This is a genomic window from Plantactinospora sp. ZYX-F-223 (genome assembly GCF_039649625.1).
GTDB lineage: Bacteria > Actinomycetota > Actinomycetes > Mycobacteriales > Micromonosporaceae > Plantactinospora.
Genome location: NZ_JBDJAV010000014.1, coordinates 1 through 17,223 on the forward strand (window position 1 = coordinate 1; position 17,223 = coordinate 17,223).

At 73.3% G+C, this 17,223-nt stretch carries 17 protein-coding genes and 1 pseudogene; 13 read left to right on the top strand and 5 right to left on the bottom strand.

Annotated elements, in window-relative coordinates; translation table 11 throughout:
• Window positions 1–190 precede the first annotated feature (190 nt).
• Together AAH979_RS15780 and AAH979_RS15785 are read right to left on the bottom strand one after the other, a co-directional pair.
• Window positions 191–622, bottom strand: coding sequence for a VOC family protein (locus tag AAH979_RS15780; protein ID WP_346258852.1), 432 nt, complete (start codon window positions 620–622; stop codon window positions 191–193).
• A gap of 9 nt (window positions 623–631) precedes the next feature.
• Entirely contained in the window at window positions 632–1,087 is a 456-nt protein-coding gene (locus AAH979_RS15785; protein ID WP_346258853.1) for an AraC family transcriptional regulator, read from the bottom strand.
• A 366-nt stretch (window positions 1,088–1,453) separates the two neighbouring features.
• On the opposite strand from AAH979_RS15785, the gene AAH979_RS15790 reads away from it, so the two are divergent.
• The 11 genes and pseudogenes from AAH979_RS15790 (at window position 1,454) to AAH979_RS15840 (ending at window position 9,617) form a co-directional block, all read left to right on the top strand.
• Window positions 1,454–2,173 carry a hypothetical protein gene (locus tag AAH979_RS15790; protein ID WP_346258854.1) on the top strand — a complete coding sequence of 240 codons (720 nt, stop codon included), beginning with the start codon at window positions 1,454–1,456 and terminating at the stop codon, window positions 2,171–2,173.
• Window positions 2,170–3,216: an SRPBCC family protein gene (locus AAH979_RS15795; RefSeq protein ID WP_346258855.1), complete on the top strand. Its 1,047-nt coding sequence runs from the start codon at window positions 2,170–2,172 to the stop codon at window positions 3,214–3,216. Before AAH979_RS15790 ends, AAH979_RS15795 begins: the two co-directional genes overlap by 4 nt.
• Window positions 3,213–3,419: pseudogene (gene gvpJ / locus AAH979_RS15800) on the top strand (gas vesicle protein GvpJ); the annotation flags it as partial. The gene AAH979_RS15795 and the pseudogene gvpJ, both read left to right, overlap by 4 nt.
• A gap of 172 nt (window positions 3,420–3,591) precedes the next feature.
• A complete protein-coding gene (locus tag AAH979_RS15805; RefSeq protein WP_346258856.1) occupies window positions 3,592–4,365 on the top strand; it encodes a GvpL/GvpF family gas vesicle protein in 774 nt (257 codons plus the stop codon).
• A gap of 6 nt (window positions 4,366–4,371) precedes the next feature.
• Window positions 4,372–4,623: a gas vesicle protein GvpG gene (locus tag AAH979_RS15810; RefSeq protein WP_346258857.1), complete on the top strand. Its 252-nt coding sequence runs from the start codon at window positions 4,372–4,374 to the stop codon at window positions 4,621–4,623.
• A 1-nt stretch (window position 4,624) separates the two neighbouring features.
• Window positions 4,625–5,125 carry a gas vesicle protein GvpO gene (gvpO, locus tag AAH979_RS15815; RefSeq protein WP_346258858.1) on the top strand — a complete coding sequence of 167 codons (501 nt, stop codon included), beginning with the start codon at window positions 4,625–4,627 and terminating at the stop codon, window positions 5,123–5,125.
• Between the two features lie 5 nt (window positions 5,126–5,130).
• Window positions 5,131–5,472, top strand: a complete 342-nt coding sequence (locus AAH979_RS15820; RefSeq protein WP_346258859.1) for a gas vesicle protein — start codon at window positions 5,131–5,133, stop codon at window positions 5,470–5,472.
• Window positions 5,469–6,329, top strand: coding sequence for a GvpL/GvpF family gas vesicle protein (locus tag AAH979_RS15825; RefSeq protein ID WP_346258860.1), 861 nt, complete (start codon window positions 5,469–5,471; stop codon window positions 6,327–6,329). The genes AAH979_RS15820 and AAH979_RS15825 overlap by 4 nt, the downstream gene beginning before the upstream one ends.
• Window positions 6,326–6,532, top strand: a complete 207-nt coding sequence (locus AAH979_RS15830) for a gas vesicle protein (protein WP_346258861.1) — start codon at window positions 6,326–6,328, stop codon at window positions 6,530–6,532. The genes AAH979_RS15825 and AAH979_RS15830 overlap by 4 nt, the downstream gene beginning before the upstream one ends.
• Complete coding sequence (locus AAH979_RS15835; protein WP_346258862.1) at window positions 6,526–6,822, top strand: gas vesicle protein K; 297 nt, start codon at window positions 6,526–6,528, stop codon at window positions 6,820–6,822. Before AAH979_RS15830 ends, AAH979_RS15835 begins: the two co-directional genes overlap by 7 nt.
• Window positions 6,823–6,923: 101 nt before the next feature.
• On the top strand, window positions 6,924–9,617 hold the full coding sequence (locus AAH979_RS15840; RefSeq protein WP_346258863.1) for an ATP-dependent helicase C-terminal domain-containing protein: 2,694 nt from the start codon (window positions 6,924–6,926) through the stop codon (window positions 9,615–9,617).
• Window positions 9,618–9,777: 160 nt separating this feature from the next.
• On the opposite strand, the gene AAH979_RS15845 is transcribed toward AAH979_RS15840, so the two are convergent.
• Window positions 9,778–10,506, bottom strand: coding sequence for a protein phosphatase 2C domain-containing protein (locus tag AAH979_RS15845; protein ID WP_346258864.1), 729 nt, complete (start codon window positions 10,504–10,506; stop codon window positions 9,778–9,780).
• A gap of 330 nt (window positions 10,507–10,836) precedes the next feature.
• Here AAH979_RS15845 and AAH979_RS15850 point away from each other — a divergent pair, with 330 nt between their 5' ends.
• Window positions 10,837–13,926, top strand: a complete 3,090-nt coding sequence (locus AAH979_RS15850) for a glycoside hydrolase family 9 protein (RefSeq protein ID WP_346258865.1) — start codon at window positions 10,837–10,839, stop codon at window positions 13,924–13,926.
• A 57-nt stretch (window positions 13,927–13,983) separates the two neighbouring features.
• Here AAH979_RS15850 and AAH979_RS15855 read toward each other — a convergent pair whose 3' ends face one another.
• The gene (locus AAH979_RS15855; protein WP_346258866.1) at window positions 13,984–15,408 is read right to left on the bottom strand and encodes an Nramp family divalent metal transporter; all 1,425 of its coding nucleotides are present in this window, start codon (window positions 15,406–15,408) and stop codon (window positions 13,984–13,986) included.
• Between the two features lie 121 nt (window positions 15,409–15,529).
• Between AAH979_RS15855 and AAH979_RS15860 the strand changes: the two genes are divergently transcribed.
• On the top strand, window positions 15,530–16,099 hold the full coding sequence (locus tag AAH979_RS15860) for a GNAT family N-acetyltransferase (protein ID WP_346258867.1): 570 nt from the start codon (window positions 15,530–15,532) through the stop codon (window positions 16,097–16,099).
• Window positions 16,100–16,112: 13 nt separating this feature from the next.
• Here the strand turns inward: AAH979_RS15860 and AAH979_RS15865 are convergent, their stop codons facing one another.
• Entirely contained in the window at window positions 16,113–17,090 is a 978-nt protein-coding gene (locus AAH979_RS15865) for a TIGR03885 family FMN-dependent LLM class oxidoreductase (protein ID WP_346258868.1), read from the bottom strand.
• Window positions 17,091–17,223 lie beyond the last annotated feature (133 nt).

A 17,223-nucleotide genomic window follows, 5' to 3' on the forward strand; every position in this document is an offset into this window, starting at 1 on the left:
GCCTTTGTCAACCTGGACCGCGCGGCGCTCACGCACCGCGTCCGACCTTGCGGTCCGCAGGACCGCACGGGGAGGGTGAGAAAGGTTCACTGAGCGCAGGCACACCTCCGCCCTACCCGGCGGCCCGAGCGGGACGACCGCGCCGGCCACCGGGTAGGGCGGAGGTGTTTCCAGCCCTGCCGGAAAGGGTTCAGTCGAAGTCGGTGGCGGAGTACTCCCGCGACTCGACCAGCACCATCCAGTTGCCCGAGTTGTCCCGGGCCACCGCCTCGACGCCGTACGGGCGCTCCTCCGGGGTGTGGATGAACTCGACGCCCTTGGCCCGCAGTTCGTCGTACGCCTTGCGGCAGTCGTCCACCTGCAGGCCGAGTCCGAACATGCCACCGGCGTCCATCTCCCGGTTGATCGCGGTCACCATCTCCGGCGAGTACGGCGGCCCCGGCAGCGTCAGGTGCACCTGTAGTTCCGGCTGGTTCGGGTGCTTGACCGTGCACCACCGGTAGGAACCGTCCGCGAGGGTGATGTCGGTGTGCTCCTCGAAGCCGAGCACATCGAGATAGAACGCCTTCGAGGCGTCGATATCCTTCACGAACACGCTGGTGATCGAGATGTTGGTAATCATGCGACCAGGCTAGGAGCCGTCACCGGACCCTGGCTTCTCCCCGGTTGCGGAGCCGCGCTCGGCCAGCCCCCACATGAACACGAAACAGCCCGGGATCCGGGGCGCACCGTTGGCGGCCCAGCGGCGCTGGAACTCGCGCGGCGTCTCGCCGACCAGTTCCCGGAACCTGCTGCTGAACGAGCCCAGGCTGGCGAACCCGACCGCGTGGCAGACCTCGGTGACGGTGAGGTTGGTGGCGCGCAGCAGGTCCTGGGCCCGCTCCACCCGCCGCCGGCTCAGGTGCGCCGCCGGGGAGACCCCGTACGTCGCTGTGAAGAGGCGCTGGAAGTGGTACTTGCTGATCCCGGCCACCGCCGCGAGGGTGCCCAGGTCCAGCGACTCGGCGTAGTGCCGGTCGGCGTAGTCGCGGGCCCGGCGCAGGTGCACCAGCAGGTCTCCCGGGGCCCGGCGCGGCGGCACGCTCACGGCGGGCCAGTCTAGGCCATCCAAAATCGCCGACCGGTGAACCGGGCCGATAAACCACAACCAGGTGCGAAGAGTAGGCGCGTGTCCGTTCCGGCCCCGATCCGAACGCCCTTCTCCTCACGTGTCCGTTTGCCGCTTTCTCGCCCTCGATCACTCGTCGCGCCATTAGTACCGCCCCGCGTACTCTCTGCGACTTCGCAGCTCAAGGCCGGCATGTTTCCAGTTTCCGAAAACACTGTGGCCTGCGTCACATCAATTTTGGAAGGTGTTTTTCCGCGCCGGCACCCCGGGTACGGCCTGGGGCTAGACGAAATGCGTTTGCCGAAATCGCCGCAGCGCCAGGGACTCAGCAAAGGGGACGATGAAATGAATAGAGCGACGCAGATCGCGGTGGGAGCCGGTGTCGGCTACCTGGTCGGCCGACACCGGAAGCTGGGTCTGGTCGCGGTGCTGGGCGGTGCGGCGGTGGCCGGACGGCTCAGCGGCGATCGCCGGCTACTGCGCCGGGGCGCGAAGCTGCTCGGCGACTCCTCCGAACTGGGCCGGATCGCCGGGTTGGGCGCACCGCTGCTTTCGGCGACCCGGGCTGCCGCGACCAGCGCGGTCACCCGGCGGATCGACTCGGTCAGCGCGGGGCTCCGGGAACGGACCGACCGGCAGCGCGCAGCCGGGCAGCGCGCAGCCGGACGCGGGCGACCGGACGAGCCGGACGAGCCCGCCGAGCGCCCCCGCCGGAAGCTCTCGGACATCCGCCCGACGGCCCGGCGGGGTCGACGACAGGCCGACGTCGAGGACGACGACCTCGACGAGTTCGAAGAGGATCAGTACGAGGACGACGACTCGGTGGACGAGGAGCCGGACACCGAAGCCGACCTGCGGGACGAGGACGTGCGGGAGAGCGATGTCGACCACCCGGACGCCGACGCGGGTGACGCCGACGACGCGGATGACGCCGACGACCTGGCTCGAACCCGTCCGGCTGCCGGTCGGGAGAGCGAGCGGAAGCGTCCCGGATCGACGTCCCGGCAACCGGCCCGACGCCGGACTCCGACCGAGGCCGCTCCGGTGCGGCGGAGGACCCGATGAGCCCGGCCACCGACGCGGCGAAGAGCCGGCCCACCGGCGGGCGGGCGGCGCGCTCGGCCGGACTCACCGAGGCGCTCCGGGGCCTGGCCGGGGCCGCCGGTGAGCACGTCCTCGCGGCCGCAACCAGCCGGGTCGGCGGCACCACTGACCGGCTCGTCCGGTACGCCGAGCGCGGCGGCCCGGCCGGGGCGGCGGCGAAGGCCGGTGCCGGACGGCTGGCCGAGGGTTCCTCCCCGGTACAGGCCGGGTTGGCCGCCGGACTGGCCGCCGTCAAGGAGCGGGTCCGGACGGCGCTGGGCCGGGGCGGCGGCGCGAAGGAGAAGCTCAAGGTGACCAACATCGTGGAGTCGATCGAGGTCGGCGTGCCACGGCGGCTGGCGTACGACCAGTGGACCCGGTTCGAGGACTTCCCCCGGTTCATGAAGAAGGTGGAGCACGTCGAGCGGGCCTCGGCCGAGGAACTGGCCTGGAAGGCACAGATCTTCTGGTCGCACCGCAGTTGGCGGTCCACCGTCACCGAACAGGTCCGGGACGAACGGATCGTGTGGCGGTCCACCGGGGACAAGGGCTCGGTCGACGGCGCGGTGACCTTCCACGAGATCGCCCCCGACCTGACCCGGATCCTGCTGGTTCTCGAGTACCACCCGCAGGGCCTGGTCGAACGGACCGGCAACCTCTGGCGGGCCCAGGGCCGCCGGGTACGCCTCGAACTCAAGCACTTCGCCCGGCACCTGATGACCCAGGCGATCCTGCACCCGGACGAGGTCCGGGGCTGGCGGGGTGAGATCCGGGACGGGCAGGTCTTCCGCGACGACGACTCGGCCCAACTGCCGGACGGCGCCGGGCAGCGGCGCCGGGGCGCGACGGAACGGTCCGGTGCCAGCGGCCGGGGCGGGGTCGAACGCACCGGACGCGGTGGCGCGGGACGCGGTGGCAGCGGTGCCGAGCGCCGTGGTGACGGTACGGAACGCCGTGGTGACGGTGCCGAGCGGGTCGATGCCGAGCGGGTCGGACGTAGCGGTGGTGGAGGACGACGGCGATGACGGAGATCGTGCGACGGACGGACGGCGCCCCATCCGGTGGAAGCGACTCCTCGGACCTGGCCGAGGTGGTCGGGTTGATCCTGGACAAGGGCGTGGTCATCGACGCCCACCTGGCGGTCAGCCTGGTCGGCATCCGGCTGCTGACCGTCGACGCCCGGGTCGTGGTGGCCAGCGTCGACACCTACCTGCGGTTCGCCGAGGCGACGAATCGACTCGACCTGTCGGCGACCCGGGACAAGGGTCTGCCCGACCTCGTGTCCGGCCCGAAGGCCGGACTGGCGGAGAAGGCCGGGGACGCCCTCGGCGAGATCGTCGGCGGCAGCGGCCGGGACCGGGACCGCGTCCCCCGCCGCCGTCGCCGGGAGGAGGACTGAAATGACCCGCACATCCATCGACTCCGGCGTCGGGCAGCTCCTCTACGGGCTGGTGCCGGCGGATGTCGAGGTGACCCCGCAGGCTCGTGGCCTGGGCGACCCGCTCGGGCCGGTCACCACGATCCGGCATGGCGACATCGCCGCCCTGGTCAGCGAGACTCCCCTGGACGTACGGCTGGGACGTCCCGAGGACCTGCTGGCCTACCGTGACCTGCTGGACGGCGTCGCGGTGACCGCCGAGGTCCCGGTACTGCCGGTGCGGTTCGGCACGGTGCTGCCAAGTACGGCGGCGGTGACCGAACTGCTGGCCCTGCGCCATGACGAGTACCGGGCCGCGCTGGTCGAGCTGGACGGCCGGGTCGAGTACGTCGTCCGGGCCCGGTACGTCGAGCGGACCCTGCTGACCGGCGTACTGGCCAAGGAGCCGGAGGCCGCCGACCTGCGCGACCGGCTGCGTGGCCGGCCGGCGGAGGCCGACGTCGACCTGCGGATCCGGCTCGGCGAGATCGTCGCTCGCGCGGTGGAGGCGCACCGGGCGGCCGACACCGAGCGGCTGACCGAAGCGCTCGACCCGTACTGCCTGGCCGAGGCGCCGCTGCCGGCGCACCACGAGCAGGACGCCGCCCGGGTCGCGTTCCTGGTCGAGCGACGGCGCCGGGCGGCCTTCACGGACGCGGTGCGGGACCTCGCCGACGCGTGGCGGGACTGGGCGACGGTACGGATGGTCGGCCCCGCCGCGCCCTGGGACTTCGTCCCCTCCGCGTCGGGACGGTGACGGCCGGTGTTGGGCATCCTGCTCTCCCTGCCGCTCGGCCCGGTACGCGGGCTTGCCGGGCTGGCCCGGCTCCTCCGCGACCAGGCGGAACGCGAACTGCACGACCCGGTCAACGTGCAGCGCGAGTTGGCCGAGCTGGCCGAGGCGGCGGCGGCCGGCGAGATCTCCGAACCGGAACTCGCGCAGGCAGAGCAGCGGATCCTCGACCGCCTGATCGCCCGACCCGACGTGTCGGACGTGGTACCTGAAGGGAGATGACATGGCCGCGCGCACTCACCGCGCCGACCGCGGCCGGGAGCACGACCGCTACCCGGACCAGGACGACGACCATCGCGAGGAGGACGACCGCCCCGACGACGATCGGTACGACGACGACGCGGACGACGAGGACCGGGCCGACGACGAGTCGGACGACAAGTACGACGACGAGTCGGACCACCGGACCGGGGACCGGCGGCGGCCGGCGCGGCGGCGTACCGGCCCGGCCCGGGTGGTCTCCGCGCAGGTCGCGGCCCGAAACGGCGCGCGGCACATCGCCGGCCTGACCGGCAAGCAGGTCACCGGCGTCACCTCGCTGGACCGCACGGAGCGGGGCTGGGTGGTCGGTGTGGAGGTCGTCGAGGACGCCCGGGTGCCCTCCTCGGCGGACATCCTCGCGGTCTACCGGACGGAGCTGGACACCGGTGGGGAGTTGGCCGGCTATCGGCGGACCCGGCGCTATCCGCGCGGCCGGGGCGACAGCGGCACCGGGGCGGCGTGACCGACATGTCGATGCCACAACCGGCCTACGGCCACGGTCACGGCCGCCCGGCGACCAGCGACACCGGCAACCTGGCGGACATCCTGGAGCGGGTACTCGACCGCGGCGTGGTGATCGCCGGCGACATCCGGGTCAACCTGCTCGACATCGAACTGCTGACCATCAAGCTGCGCCTGGTGGTCGCCTCCGTCGACACCGCCCGGGAGATGGGGATCGACTGGTGGGAGCACGACCCGTTCCTCGGCGGCCGTTCCCGCCCGTCCGTCGGGTCGGGTGCCGACGCGGGACGGTCCGATCGGGCGCTGCCGAACCGGACCGATCGGCGGACGGAGGAGGAGGAGCGATGAGCGGCGGATCCGGGATCTGGCTGCACGCCGTGACCCGGCACCTACGGCCCGACCGGCTGGCCGGGCTCACCGGTACGGGCGGGAGTCCGGTCGAGGCGGTGTGGGTCGGCGACCTGGTCGCGGTGGTGACGCCGGTGGATCTCGACGAGTACGGCGAGGCGGCACTGCACCGGAAACTGGGCGACCTGCGCTGGCTGGCGGCGGCGAACGCCCACCACCGGGTCATCGCGGCGGTCTGGCGGCTCGGCCCAGTTCTGCCGACCCGGCTGGCCACCGTCTACCGGGACGAGCCAGCGCTCCGGGCGGGGCTGCACGACCTGCGGGCGGAGTTCGCCGCCGCCCTCGATCGGCTCACCGACCGGGCCGAGTGGGGCGTGAAGGCGTACTCGGTGCGCGTGGCCGACGAGGCGGCGACGACCGCGCGGCCGTCCGGCGGCGGCGGTGCCGGTGCGGAGTACCTGCGCCGCCGGCGCGCCGCGCTCACGGCGGGCGAGGCGGCCCGGCAGGCGGCGGCGGAGGGCGCCGAAGCCGTACACGTGGCGCTGGCCGGGTACACCGAGGCGGCCCGCCGGCACCGGCCGCAGGACCGGAGCCTGAGCGGGGTACCGGACCCGATGGTGCTCAACGGCGCCTACCTGCTGCCCGGCGGGCGCGCGGCGGGATTCGGGAACCTGGTCCGGGAGCTGGGCGCCCGGTACCCGATGCTCCGGCTGGAGCTGACCGGCCCGTGGCCGCCGTACTCGTTCGCCGGGCTCGACGACTTCGCCGGGCTCGACGACACCGGCAGGCTCGATGACACCGGCGGGCTCCACGACGCCGGTCCCGGCCCGGCCGACGCTGCTGGAGTGCGGCGGTGACCGGGCGGGAGGTGGTGGACAGCCGGCCGGTCGCGCTGGTCGACCTGCTCGACCGGGTACTCGCCACCGGAGTCGTGGTCAGTGGCGACCTGGTGCTGTCGATCGCCGACGTGGACCTGGTGTACGTCTCGCTGCGGGCGCTGCTCGCCTCCGTACGCGCCGCCGACCGCCGGGACCCGACCGACGGCGGTACCCCGTGCTGAGCCCGGAGCGGCGCCGGCCGGGGCGGGTCGAGGTGGACCGGGGTGGGGTCGAGCGTGGCCTGGCCGGCCTGGTGCTCACCATCGTGGAGCTGCTGCGGCAGTTGATGGAACGGCAGGCGCTGCGCCGGATCGACCAGGGTGACCTGACCGAGGAACAGATCGAGCGGGTCGGCAGCACCCTGATGGCGCTGGACGAGCAGATGACGGAACTGCGGGAGCACTTCGGCCTGACACCGGAGGACCTCAACCTCGATCTCGGGCCGCTCGGCCCGCTGCTGCCCCGGGACTGACCGGAGCCCGCCGGCTGCCCGTGAGCGGGACCGGAGCCGGCCGGGTGCCCGGGAGCTGCCCGGATCCCGGCCGCCGGTGCCGCCGGTGCGACACTGGCCCGGTGTCACCGCCCGAATCCGCCGCCGATCTGCCGGTCCGGCACGTCCTGCCGGCCCTGACCGAGACGCTGGCGGAGCATGGCGCCGCCGTGCTGGTGGCGCCGCCCGGGGCCGGCAAGACCACGCTGGTCCCGCTGGCGCTGGCCGACCAGGTCGACGGGCGGATCGTCGTCGCACAGCCGCGCCGGGTCGCGGCCCGGGCCGCCGCCCGCCGGATGGCGGAGCTACGCGGCGAACGGGTCGGCGAAACCGTCGGGTACGCGGTGCGCGGCGAGCGCCGGACCAGTGCCCGGACCCGGATCGAGGTGGTCACCACCGGCCTGCTCGTGCAGCGGCTCCAGCACGATCCGGAGTTGCCCGGCGTCGGCGCGGTACTCCTCGACGAGGCCCACGAGCGGCAACTCGACGCCGATCTGGCCCTGGCGTTCGGCATCGAGGTCCGGGCGGCGCTCCGTCCGGAGCTGCGCCTGCTGGCGATGTCCGCGACCGCACAGGCGGAGCGGCTCGGCGACCTGCTCGGCACGGCGGCGGAGCCGGCCCCGGTGCTGCACGCCGAGGGTCGGGCGTACCCGGTGGACGTGGTCTGGTCCCCGCCGCCCCGGCCGGTCGACCCGCCGCACGGGCTGCGGGTCGATCCCCGGCTGCTCGACCACGTGGCGGCGACCGTACGCCGGGCGCTGGCCGAGCACGACGGCGACCTGCTCGTCTTTCTCCCCGGCGCAGGGGAGATCAACGGTGTCGCCGGCCGGCTGACCGGGCTGGCCGGCACGGACCTGGTACGCCTGCACGGCCGGCAGTCCAGTGCCGAGCAGGACGCCGCGCTCCGCCCGGCCGCCGGTCGGCGCCGGGTCGTGCTGGCCACCGCCGTCGCGGAGACCAGCCTCACCGTGCCCGGGGTGCGGGTGGTGGTCGACGCCGGGCTGAGCCGGGTGGCCCGGACCGACCTGGCCCGCGGACTCGGCGCGCTGGTGACGGTGCCGGTGTCCCGGGCGGCGGCGACCCAGCGGGCCGGGCGGGCCGGCCGGGAGGCGCCGGGCCGGGTCTACCGGTGCTGGTCGGCAGCGGACCACGACCGGCTGCCGGCGCAGCCCGAGCCGGAGATCGCGGTAGCCGACCTCACCTCCTTCGCGCTCCAGCTCGCCTGCTGGGGGCGCCCGGACGGCGCCGGGCTGGCGTTGCCGGATCCGCCTCCGGCGGCGGCGATGCAGGTGGCCCGGGCCACCCTGGCGGCACTCGGTGCGGTCGCCCCGGACGGCCGGGTGACCGGGCGGGGCCGGGCGATCGCGGCGGTCGGCGCGCATCCACGGCTGGCCCGGGCCCTGCTGGACGGCGCTGCCCGGGTCCGACCGCACCGGGCCGCCGAGGTGGTCGCGGTACTCGCCGAGTCCGCTCCCGGTGACGACCTGGTCGCCACCTGGCGCCGGCTCCGCTCCGGTACGGACCCCGCCAGCACCAGGTGGCGGGCGGAGGTGAACCGGCTGCGGGCCGCCCTCGACGAGTCGCAGCCCTCCGCCGGGCGGGACGACCGACAAGGCGGGCCCGACAACCAACGGACCGGACCCGACAACCAACGGAACGGACCCGACAACCAACGGAACGGACCCGACAACCAACGGAACGGACCCGACGACCAACGGACCGGGCGGGACGGCCGACGGAACGGGCCTGACGACCGACGGACCGTACCCGACGACCGGCAGACCGGGCCGGAACTGCCGGACGACCTGGCCGCCGGGCTGCTGGTCGGGCTGGCGTACCCGGAGCGGCTGGCCCGGGCCCGGCAGACCGGCGCCGAGACGTACCTGATGGCCGGTGGCACCGCGGCGGACCTGGCGCCGGGCTCGCCGCTGGTCGGGGCGGAGTGGCTGGCGATCTCAGTGGCCGACCGGGCACCGGGCCGCCGGGGTGCGGTGATCCGCCAGGCGGCGGTGGTGGACGGGGCCACCGCCCGGGAGGCCGGTGCCGCGCTGCTCGGGCGCGAGCAGGAGATCGCCTGGTCCGGCGAGGACGTGGTGGCCCGCGAGGTGGAGCGGCTGGGCGCGATCGTGCTGCTGGACCGCCCGCTGGCCCGGCCGGATCCGGCCCGGGTCGCCGCCGCGCTGCGGGACGGGTTGCGTCAGGTCGGGCTCGACCTGCTGACCTGGCCCCGGCCGGCGCGGGAGCTGCGGGCCCGGCTGGCGTTCTGCCGGCAGGCCCTCGGCGGCGAGTGGCCGGAGGTGACCGACGCGGCCCTGCTGGACCGGGCCGACGAGTGGCTCGGTCCGGAGCTGGCCACCGCCCGACGCCGGGCCGACCTGGCCCGGATCGACGTCCCGGCGGCACTCCGCCGGCTGCTGCCGTGGCGCGAGGCGGCCCGGCTGGACGAACTGGCCCCGGAGCGGCTCGCCGTGCCGAGCGGGTCACGGTACCGGGTGGACTACTCCGATCCGGCGGCACCGGTTCTCGCGGTCAAGTTGCAGGAGACGTTCGGGTGGCGGGACGTGCCCCGGATCGCCGACGGGCGGGTGCCGGTGCTGCTGCACCTGCTCTCCCCGGCCGGCCGTCCGGTCGCGGTGACCCGGGACCTCGCCTCCTTCTGGCGGACCGGCTATCCGCAGGTACGTGCCGAGTTGCGCGGTCGCTATCCCCGGCACCCGTGGCCGGTGGACCCGACCGGGGCGGCCCCGACCCGCGGCCTCCGACCCCGCCGCGGGTAGCCGGCCGCTGAACCTTCGTCAACCCGGACCGAGGTCGTGTTGTCGGTGCCGGGCAGGCCGTCGATCCGCGCGGTGGCCACGCTCGACGCCTCACCTGCGCGCGGCACCCACGAGGAGGGCTTCCGCTCCGCATACCCTCGAGGAGCCGGCACAGGCGCGGTCAGGGGATGTCGATGACGTCCGCGACCACGACGGTGATGTTGTCCGGCCCGCCGGCCCGCAGGGCCAGGTCGACCAGCCGCTGTGCGCAGCCGGCCGGTTCGGGGTAGCCGAGCAGCGCCTCGGCCAGGCTATCCGGTCGGACCACATTGGACAGCCCGTCGCTGCACAGCAGCCACCGGTCGCCGGGTTGGGGCACCACGGTGGTGTAGGTGGGGGTCACCGGCTCGCCCTGTAGGGCCCGGGTGACCACCGCCCGGCGGGGATGGCTGTGCGCCTCCTCCGGGCTGATCACCCCCTCGTCGACCAGCATCTGCACGAAGGTGTCGTCCCGGGTGAGCTGGGTCATCGTGCCGCCGCGCAGCAGGTACGCCCGGGAGTCGCCGACGTGGGCCAGAGCGAGGCAGGCACCGGTACGGGCGAGCAGCAGCGCGGTGAGGGTGGTGCCCATGCCCTGCCGGTCCGGGTCCTCGGCGATCGCTGCCCGGATGCCCGCGCTCGCCGTGTCCACGGCGCCCTGCAGGGCGGCGACCAGCCCCTCCTCCGGAGTCTCCACGTCCAGCGGCCGGATCGCGTCGATGGCGATGGTGCTGGCCAGGTCGCCGGCGGCCATTCCGCCCATGCCGTCGGCCACGGCGAGCAGCCAGGGTCCGGCGTGCACGGAATCCTGGTTCGCGCCTCGGATCAGGCCACGGTCGCTCACCGCCACGGATCGCAGCTTCAGGCTCATGGCTGGCAGCCTGCCAAAAAGACGGCCGAAATGCTTGCAGTAGATCACCAACGGGCCGGAGTGGCGATCGAAATTTACCGTACGTGGCTACGGTGATCACGAACCGCGAGCCGTTCCAGCGCCGGTAGCTGGTCCGCAGCCACCCACCGGCCGGAATTCGATCCAGCTCGGTCGATTGACATGCCGGAAACGGACTGGCAACATCGGCTCCGTATTGGGAGCGCTCCCACCAGCGCTGCCGGTTCCACCCCCGCGAACCCGAGTGCTTCACCGCCGCGAACCCGAGTGCTGCGGGCCCGCTGGCGGCACGCCCACCGGAAGGGATCCCCCGTGCTCCGACCCCGCCACCGCCACCGCCGGTCCGCCCGCGCGGTCACCCTGCTCGCCACCGCCGCCCTGCTGCTCACCGGCACCGCCACCGGGGCGCAGGCCCGGCCCGACGGCTCCGCCGGCACCCTGGCGGTCACCGAACACATCGTCAACGGCACCTTCACCGACAGCACCGCCCCGTGGTGGTCCACCACCAACCTCACCCTCGCCCCGGTCGACGGCCAGCTCTGCACCGAGGTCCCCGGCGGCACCGCCAACCCCTGGGACGCCAGCCTCGGCCACAACAACATCCCGCTGGGCGACGGTGCCGGCTACGCGCTGAGCTTCCGTGCCTCGGCCAGCGCGCCGGTCACGGTGAAAGCGAACGTGCAGCTCAACGAGGACCCGTACACCACGGTCTTCTCCCGGGACGTCGCGCTCGACGCCACCGCCGAGGAGTTCGGGTACGAGTTCACCGGCACCCTCGACTCAGCCAACGGCACCCTCACGTTCCAGCTCGGTGGCGCCACCGAGGCGTACACGTTCTGCCTGGACGACGTCTCGCTGACCAGTGACGCCGACACCGCACCGCCACCCGGCGGCGCCGAGCAGTTGACCAACGGGGACTTCGCCGACGGCACCTCCGGCTGGTACTCCTACGGCACCACCTCCACCGGGGTGACCGACGGCCGGCTCTGCTCCGAGGTGCCGGGCGGACTGGCCAACCCCTGGGACGGCGGCGTCGGGCAGAACGACGTGACGCTGATCGACGGCGAGTCGTACACGCTCTCCTTCGACGCCTCCGCCGCACCCGGCGCGACCGTACGGGTGGCGGTGCAGCTCGGCGTCGACCCGTACACCTCGTTCTTCGCCGAGGACATCACCTTCGGCCCGGAGGCGCAGCACATCGAGCGGACCTTCACCGCCACCGCCGACACCGAGGCCGCCCAGGTGGCGTTCCAGGTCGGCGGCGCCGCCTCGGCATACACCTTCTGCCTGGACAACGCCTCGCTGCTCGGTGGCGAGGAGGAGCCGCCGTACGTGCCGGACACCGGGCCGCGGGTCCGGGTCAACCAGGTCGGCTACCTGCCGGCCGGGCCGAAGAACGCCACGATCGTCACCGAAGCCACCGAGCCGCTGGGCTGGGAGCTGAAGTCGGCCGCCGGTGCCGTGCTGGCCAGCGGGCAGAGCACCCCGCGCGGCGTGGACCAGGCGTCGGCGCAGAACGTGCACACCGTCGACTTCTCCGCGTTCCGCACCCCGGGCACCGGCTACACGCTGACCGCCGACGGCCAGACCAGCCACCCGTTCGACATCTCGACCGACGTCTGGAAGCAGCTCCGCTCCGACTCTCTCCAGTTCTTCTACATCCAGCGCAGCGGGATCGCCATCGACGGCGACCTGGTCGGCGAGGCGTACGCCCGGCCGGCCGGGCACCTCGGGGTGGCGCCGAACCGGGGCGACACGGACGTACCCTGCCAGCCCGGCGTCTGCGACTACCGCCTCGACGTCCGGGGCGGCTGGTACGACGCCGGTGACCACGGCAAGTACGTGGTGAACGGCGGCATCGCCACCTACCAGCTACTGAGCGCCTTCGAGCGGACCAAGACCGCGCCCACCGCCGGCGGCGGTGCGGCGCTGGCCGACAGCACGCTGCGGGTGCCGGAACGCGACAACGGCGTGCCGGACATCCTCGACGAGGCGCGCTGGGAGCTGGAGTTCCTGCTCCGGATGCAGGTACCGGCCGGGCAGCCGCTGGCCGGGATGGCCCACCACAAGATCCACGACCAGAACTGGACCGGGCTGCCCCTGCAACCCGAGGACGACCCGGAGCTGCGCGAACTGCACCCGCCGTCCACGGCGGCGACGCTCAACCTGGCCGCCACCGCCGCGCAGTGCGCCCGGCTGTACGCCCCGTACGACGCCGCGTTCGCGGAGCGCTGCCGGACCGCGGCCAGCACGGCGTACGCGGCGGCCAAGGCCAACCCGACCCGGTACGCCGATCCGCAGGACGGCAACGGCGGTGGCTCGTACAGCGACGGCGACGTCACCGACGAGTTCTACTGGGCTGCCGCCGAGCTCTACCTGAGCACCGGTGGCGCGTCCTACCTGGCCGACCTGACCGCCTCGCCGCACCACACCGACGACGAGGTCTTCGGGGCGCACGGCTTCGGCTGGGGCAGCACCGCCGCGCTGGGCCGACTCGACCTGGCCACGGTGCCGAGCGGCCTGCCGACGGCCGAGCGGGACCGGATCCGCGCCTCGGTGGTGGCCGCCGCCGACGGCTACCTGGCCACCGCGCAGGGCCAGGCGTACGGGCTGCCGATGCCGGGCACCCCGGGCAGCTACTTCTGGGGCGCCAACAGCAACATCATCAACAACGCCGTCGTACTGGCCACCGCCTTCGACCTGACTGGACAGCCGAAGTACCGGGACGGCGCGGTGCAGGGCATGGACTACATCTTCGGCCGCAACGCGCTGAACCAGTCGTACGTGACCGGGTGGGGCGAGAAGGCGTCGAAGAACCAGCACAGCCGGATCTTCGGCAACCAGTACGACGAGTCGCTGCCGAACCCGCCGGCCGGCTCGATCGCCGGTGGCGCGAACGCCAGTCTCGACGACCCGTTCGCCGAGGAACTGCTGGAGGGGTGCGCGCCGATGTTCTGCTACGTCGACGACATCGCCTCGTACGCCACCAACGAGGTGGCGATCAACTGGAACTCGGCGCTGGCCTGGATCGCCTCGTTCCTCGCCGACCAGGGCGGCGGCACCTCGGTGCCGGCCGGCTCCGGCTGCCGGGTGACGTACGTCAACCACGGCGCCTGGGCCGAGGGCGGCGGGTTCACCGGGCAGGCGACCATCACCAACACCGGCAGTACGCCGATCAACGGCTGGACGCTGAGCTTCGCGTTCAACGGCGACCAGAAGGTCCGGGAGGCGTGGATGGCGAAGGTGACCCAGTCGGGCGCCCGGGTCACCGCGCGGAACGAGTCGTACAACTCGCGGATCATGCCGGGCGCCAGCCAGATGTTCGGCTTCAACGCCACCACCGCCGGTGGCCCGAACCCGAATCCGGTGCTGTTCACGGTCAACGGGGTGCCGTGCGGCTGACCCGGTGATGCGGTGGAGCCCCGACCCGTGCGGCGACGGGTCGGGGCTCCGTCCTGCTCAGCGCAGCCAGTCGAGCAGCCGGTCGCCCTGCTGCCAGACGGTCAGTGCGGAGAAGACCCCGAAGAGCAGCACCGACCAGACCAGCGCCGCCACCCGGTACGACCGGGGCCGGATCTGCTCGGGCAGCACCCGACGGTTGAGCAGCAGCAGCAGGATCGAGTAGAAGAACATCATCAGCCCACCGACGCAGGCCGAGATGACCAGCAGGATCAGCGGCTGGTCGAAGCCGGCCAGCAGGATGGCACAGCCGAGCCCGACCAGCCCCCAGACCAGCACGAAGTAGATCCGGCTCTCGGAGAACCGGGGCAGGTACGCCGTCTTGAGCACGTCGGCGGCGAGCCGGCTGGTGTAGTCGACGATGCCCATCGCGGCGGCGAAGAGCGAGAGCGCTCCGACCACCCAGAACAGGGTGCCGAACCACGGACCGACGATCTCCTTCAGCCGCTCCCCCTCGACCTGGAGGAACGAGACGCCGTTGGCCAGCCCGGGCACCCCGTACACGGTGGAGTAGGCCAGCAGCGAGGTCAGCACGATGGTGACGAACGAGATCAGCGCGAAGGTGACCGCCTGCTCCCGGTTGGCCAGCCGCCACCAGCGCCGCCAGCGGGCCAGGTTCTCCTCGGTCGGCTCGAAGACGAATCCGCGACCGTCCGGGGCCGCCTCCTCCCGGCCGGTGACCGGGCTGACCAGCCGGGGCACGTACGTGCCCATGCCGTAGCCCTTGTCCCGGATCCAGTTGGACTGCACCAGGTTCTGCCCGCCGCCGGCACCGGCGAAGACCAGCGCGGAGAGCATCAGCGCGAAGCCGAGTTCGGTGGGGAACTCCGGGGCGGTCACCGCGGTGGGCAGGTCGCCCCAGGCCCGGGCCGAGATGGCGAAGACCACCGCGACCGCGATGAAGACCAGCACCAGGCCGACCTTGACGAACTCGACCCGCTCCAGCGCGGTGTAGACCACCGGGGCCAGGGTGAGGGTGGCGCCGATCAGCAGCAGCAGGCCGACCGCGATCCAGGTGGCGTCGCCGCCGAACAGGTACGTCAGCATGGTGGCCGAACTGGACGCCCAGCCCGGCCAGAGGTTGGCGAAGTAGACCATGATCGCGAAGACCAGTCCCCAGTGCCGCCAGAACCGCGAGAAGCCGGTCAGTGCGGTCTCCCCGGTGGCCAGGGTGTAGCGCTCGATCTCCATGTTCAGGAACCACTGGGTGACGATGCCGACCGCGGCGGCCCAGAGGAAGACCAGCCCCACCTGCGAGGCGATGTACGGAAAGAGAATGAACTCGCCGGACGCCAGACCGACGCCGGCCGCGATCACCCCCGGTCCGATGATCGACCAGGCCGACCGGGGTGGTGGGGGTAGTTCCCGTACGGTGACGCCGGGCAGGTGTTTCGTCGGAAATCGGTCGGCGGCGGTCTGCGTCATCGGTGACCTCCAGGGGACGGGCACCGGCCCGGTGCTCCGGACACCGCCCGGGCGTCTCGGTCAGCGGGGCCGAGTGCGAGCTCGATTCGCAGTGGTGGTGATGGATAGATCTTCTGCCAACATGGACGCTGTGCCTAGGGATGAAATCGTCGTCCGGCCCGGTGGTTCCGACGACGTCGCCGCGGTGCTCGCCCTGCTCGACGGCGCCACCCGCTGGCTGGTGGAACGCGGCCGCACCGGCCAGTGGGGCAGTGCGCCGCACTCCGGCAACCCGCGCCGGATCGACCAGGTCCGGCGCTGGGCCGCCGAGGGCGGCCTCTACCTGGCCGAACTCGCCGGCCGCCCGGTCGGGGCGATCGTCGTCGGCGCGGCGGTGCCGCACGTCCCGGCCGCGACCGAACCCGAGTTGTACGTCAACCTGCTGGTCAGCGACCGGGCCCACGCCGGGCGGCGGATCGGCGCGCGACTGCTGGAGTACGCCGAGGAACTCGCCCGGGCCCAGGGGCTCGCCCTGCTCCGGGTGGACTGTTACGCCGGTGACGACGGCGCCCTGGTCCGCTACTACGAGAGTCAGGGCTTCACCGCCACCGAACCGTTCACCGTGCCGCTGGTCGACCGGTCCTGGCCGGGCCAGCTTCTCGAACGCCGCCTGAGCCGCCGTACCGGCGAGGACGGGCCGGCCGGGACCTGAGCCGGGCACCGGGTCAGCCCCGCTCCGACCCGCCCGTCCGCAACTCGGGGAGCACCTTTGCCCCGAAGGCGTCGACGAAGGCGTCCTGCCGCTGCCCGACGTGGTGCAGGTAGATCTCGTCGAAGCCGAGGTCGGCGTACTCGCGCAGCAGGGCCGCGTGCCGGCCGAGGTCGGCGGAGACGTTGACCACCTCGGCGACCCGTTCCGGCGACACCTGCTCGGAGAGGACGTCGAAGTGGTCGGTCAACTCCAGGTCCCAGCAGACCGGCGGGGCGAAGACGTTGCTGCGCCACTGGTCGTACGCGATCCGGGCCGCCTCCGCCGGGTCGGGCGCCCAGCTCAGGTGGACCTGGAGGTGCAGCTTGCCCCGGCCGCCCGCGTCCCGGTAGGCGTCGACCATCCGGCGCAGCCGGGACACCGGCGCGTTAACGGTGATCAGGCCGTCCGCCCACTCGGCGCACCTCCGGGCGGTCGCCTCGGTCACCGCGGCGCCGACCAGCGCGGGCGGTTCCGCCGGCCGGGTCCAGAGCCGGGCCCGGTCCACCGTGACCAGTCCATCGTGGCTGACCTCCTCGCCGGCCAGCAGCGCCCGGATCACCTCGACGCACTCCCGCAGCCGGGCCGTCCGGATCTCCTTGCGCGGCCAGCCCGCCCCGGTGACGTGCTCGTTGCTCGCCTCCCCGGTGCCCAGCGCGGCCCAGAACCGGCCGGGATACATCGCGGCGAGCGTGCCGATCGCCTGCGCGACGATCGCCGGGTGGTAGCGCTGGCCGGGCGCGTTGACCACGCCGAACGGCAGCGTGGTGGCCTGGAGCGCGGCGCCGAGCCAGGACCAGGCGAAGCCGGACTGCCCCTGCCGGGCGCTCCACGGCGAGAAGTGGTCGGAAGACATGGCCGCGTCGAAGCCCGCCTCCTGGGCCCGGACGACGGCCCGGAGCAACTCGGCGGGATGGATCTGCTCGTGTGAGGCGTGAAGCCCGAAGACCGTCATGGCGGTCTCCCGTACCCCGCCGCACCCGGCCCGCACACCCGGTACGCCGACGAGGAAACTTTTTCCACCTGAACCGCGCGGCGCTCGCGCACCGCGTCCGCCCTTGCGGCCCACCGCACCGCAAGGGCAGGTC

What these genes read in the sequence shown, in the direction of transcription:
- AAH979_RS15790 (WP_346258854.1), top strand. Translation starts at nt 1,454, where the DNA reads ATGAATAGAGCGACGCAGATCGCGGTGGGAGCCGGTGTCGGCTACCTG.
- AAH979_RS15820 (WP_346258859.1), top strand. Translation starts at nt 5,131, where the DNA reads ATGTCGATGCCACAACCGGCCTACGGCCACGGTCACGGCCGCCCGGCG.
- AAH979_RS15865 (WP_346258868.1), bottom strand. Translation starts at nt 17,090, where the DNA reads ATGACGGTCTTCGGGCTTCACGCCTCACACGAGCAGATCCATCCCGCC.
- AAH979_RS15855 (WP_346258866.1), bottom strand. Translation starts at nt 15,408, where the DNA reads ATGACGCAGACCGCCGCCGACCGATTTCCGACGAAACACCTGCCCGGC.
- AAH979_RS15780 (WP_346258852.1), bottom strand. Translation starts at nt 622, where the DNA reads ATGATTACCAACATCTCGATCACCAGCGTGTTCGTGAAGGATATCGAC.
- AAH979_RS15860 (WP_346258867.1), top strand. Translation starts at nt 15,530, where the DNA reads ATGGACGCTGTGCCTAGGGATGAAATCGTCGTCCGGCCCGGTGGTTCC.
- AAH979_RS15795 (WP_346258855.1), top strand. Translation starts at nt 2,170, where the DNA reads ATGAGCCCGGCCACCGACGCGGCGAAGAGCCGGCCCACCGGCGGGCGG.
- AAH979_RS15805 (WP_346258856.1), top strand. Translation starts at nt 3,592, where the DNA reads ATGACCCGCACATCCATCGACTCCGGCGTCGGGCAGCTCCTCTACGGG.
- AAH979_RS15845 (WP_346258864.1), bottom strand. Translation starts at nt 10,506, where the DNA reads ATGAGCCTGAAGCTGCGATCCGTGGCGGTGAGCGACCGTGGCCTGATC.
- gvpO (WP_346258858.1), top strand. Translation starts at nt 4,625, where the DNA reads ATGGCCGCGCGCACTCACCGCGCCGACCGCGGCCGGGAGCACGACCGC.
- AAH979_RS15825 (WP_346258860.1), top strand. Translation starts at nt 5,469, where the DNA reads ATGAGCGGCGGATCCGGGATCTGGCTGCACGCCGTGACCCGGCACCTA.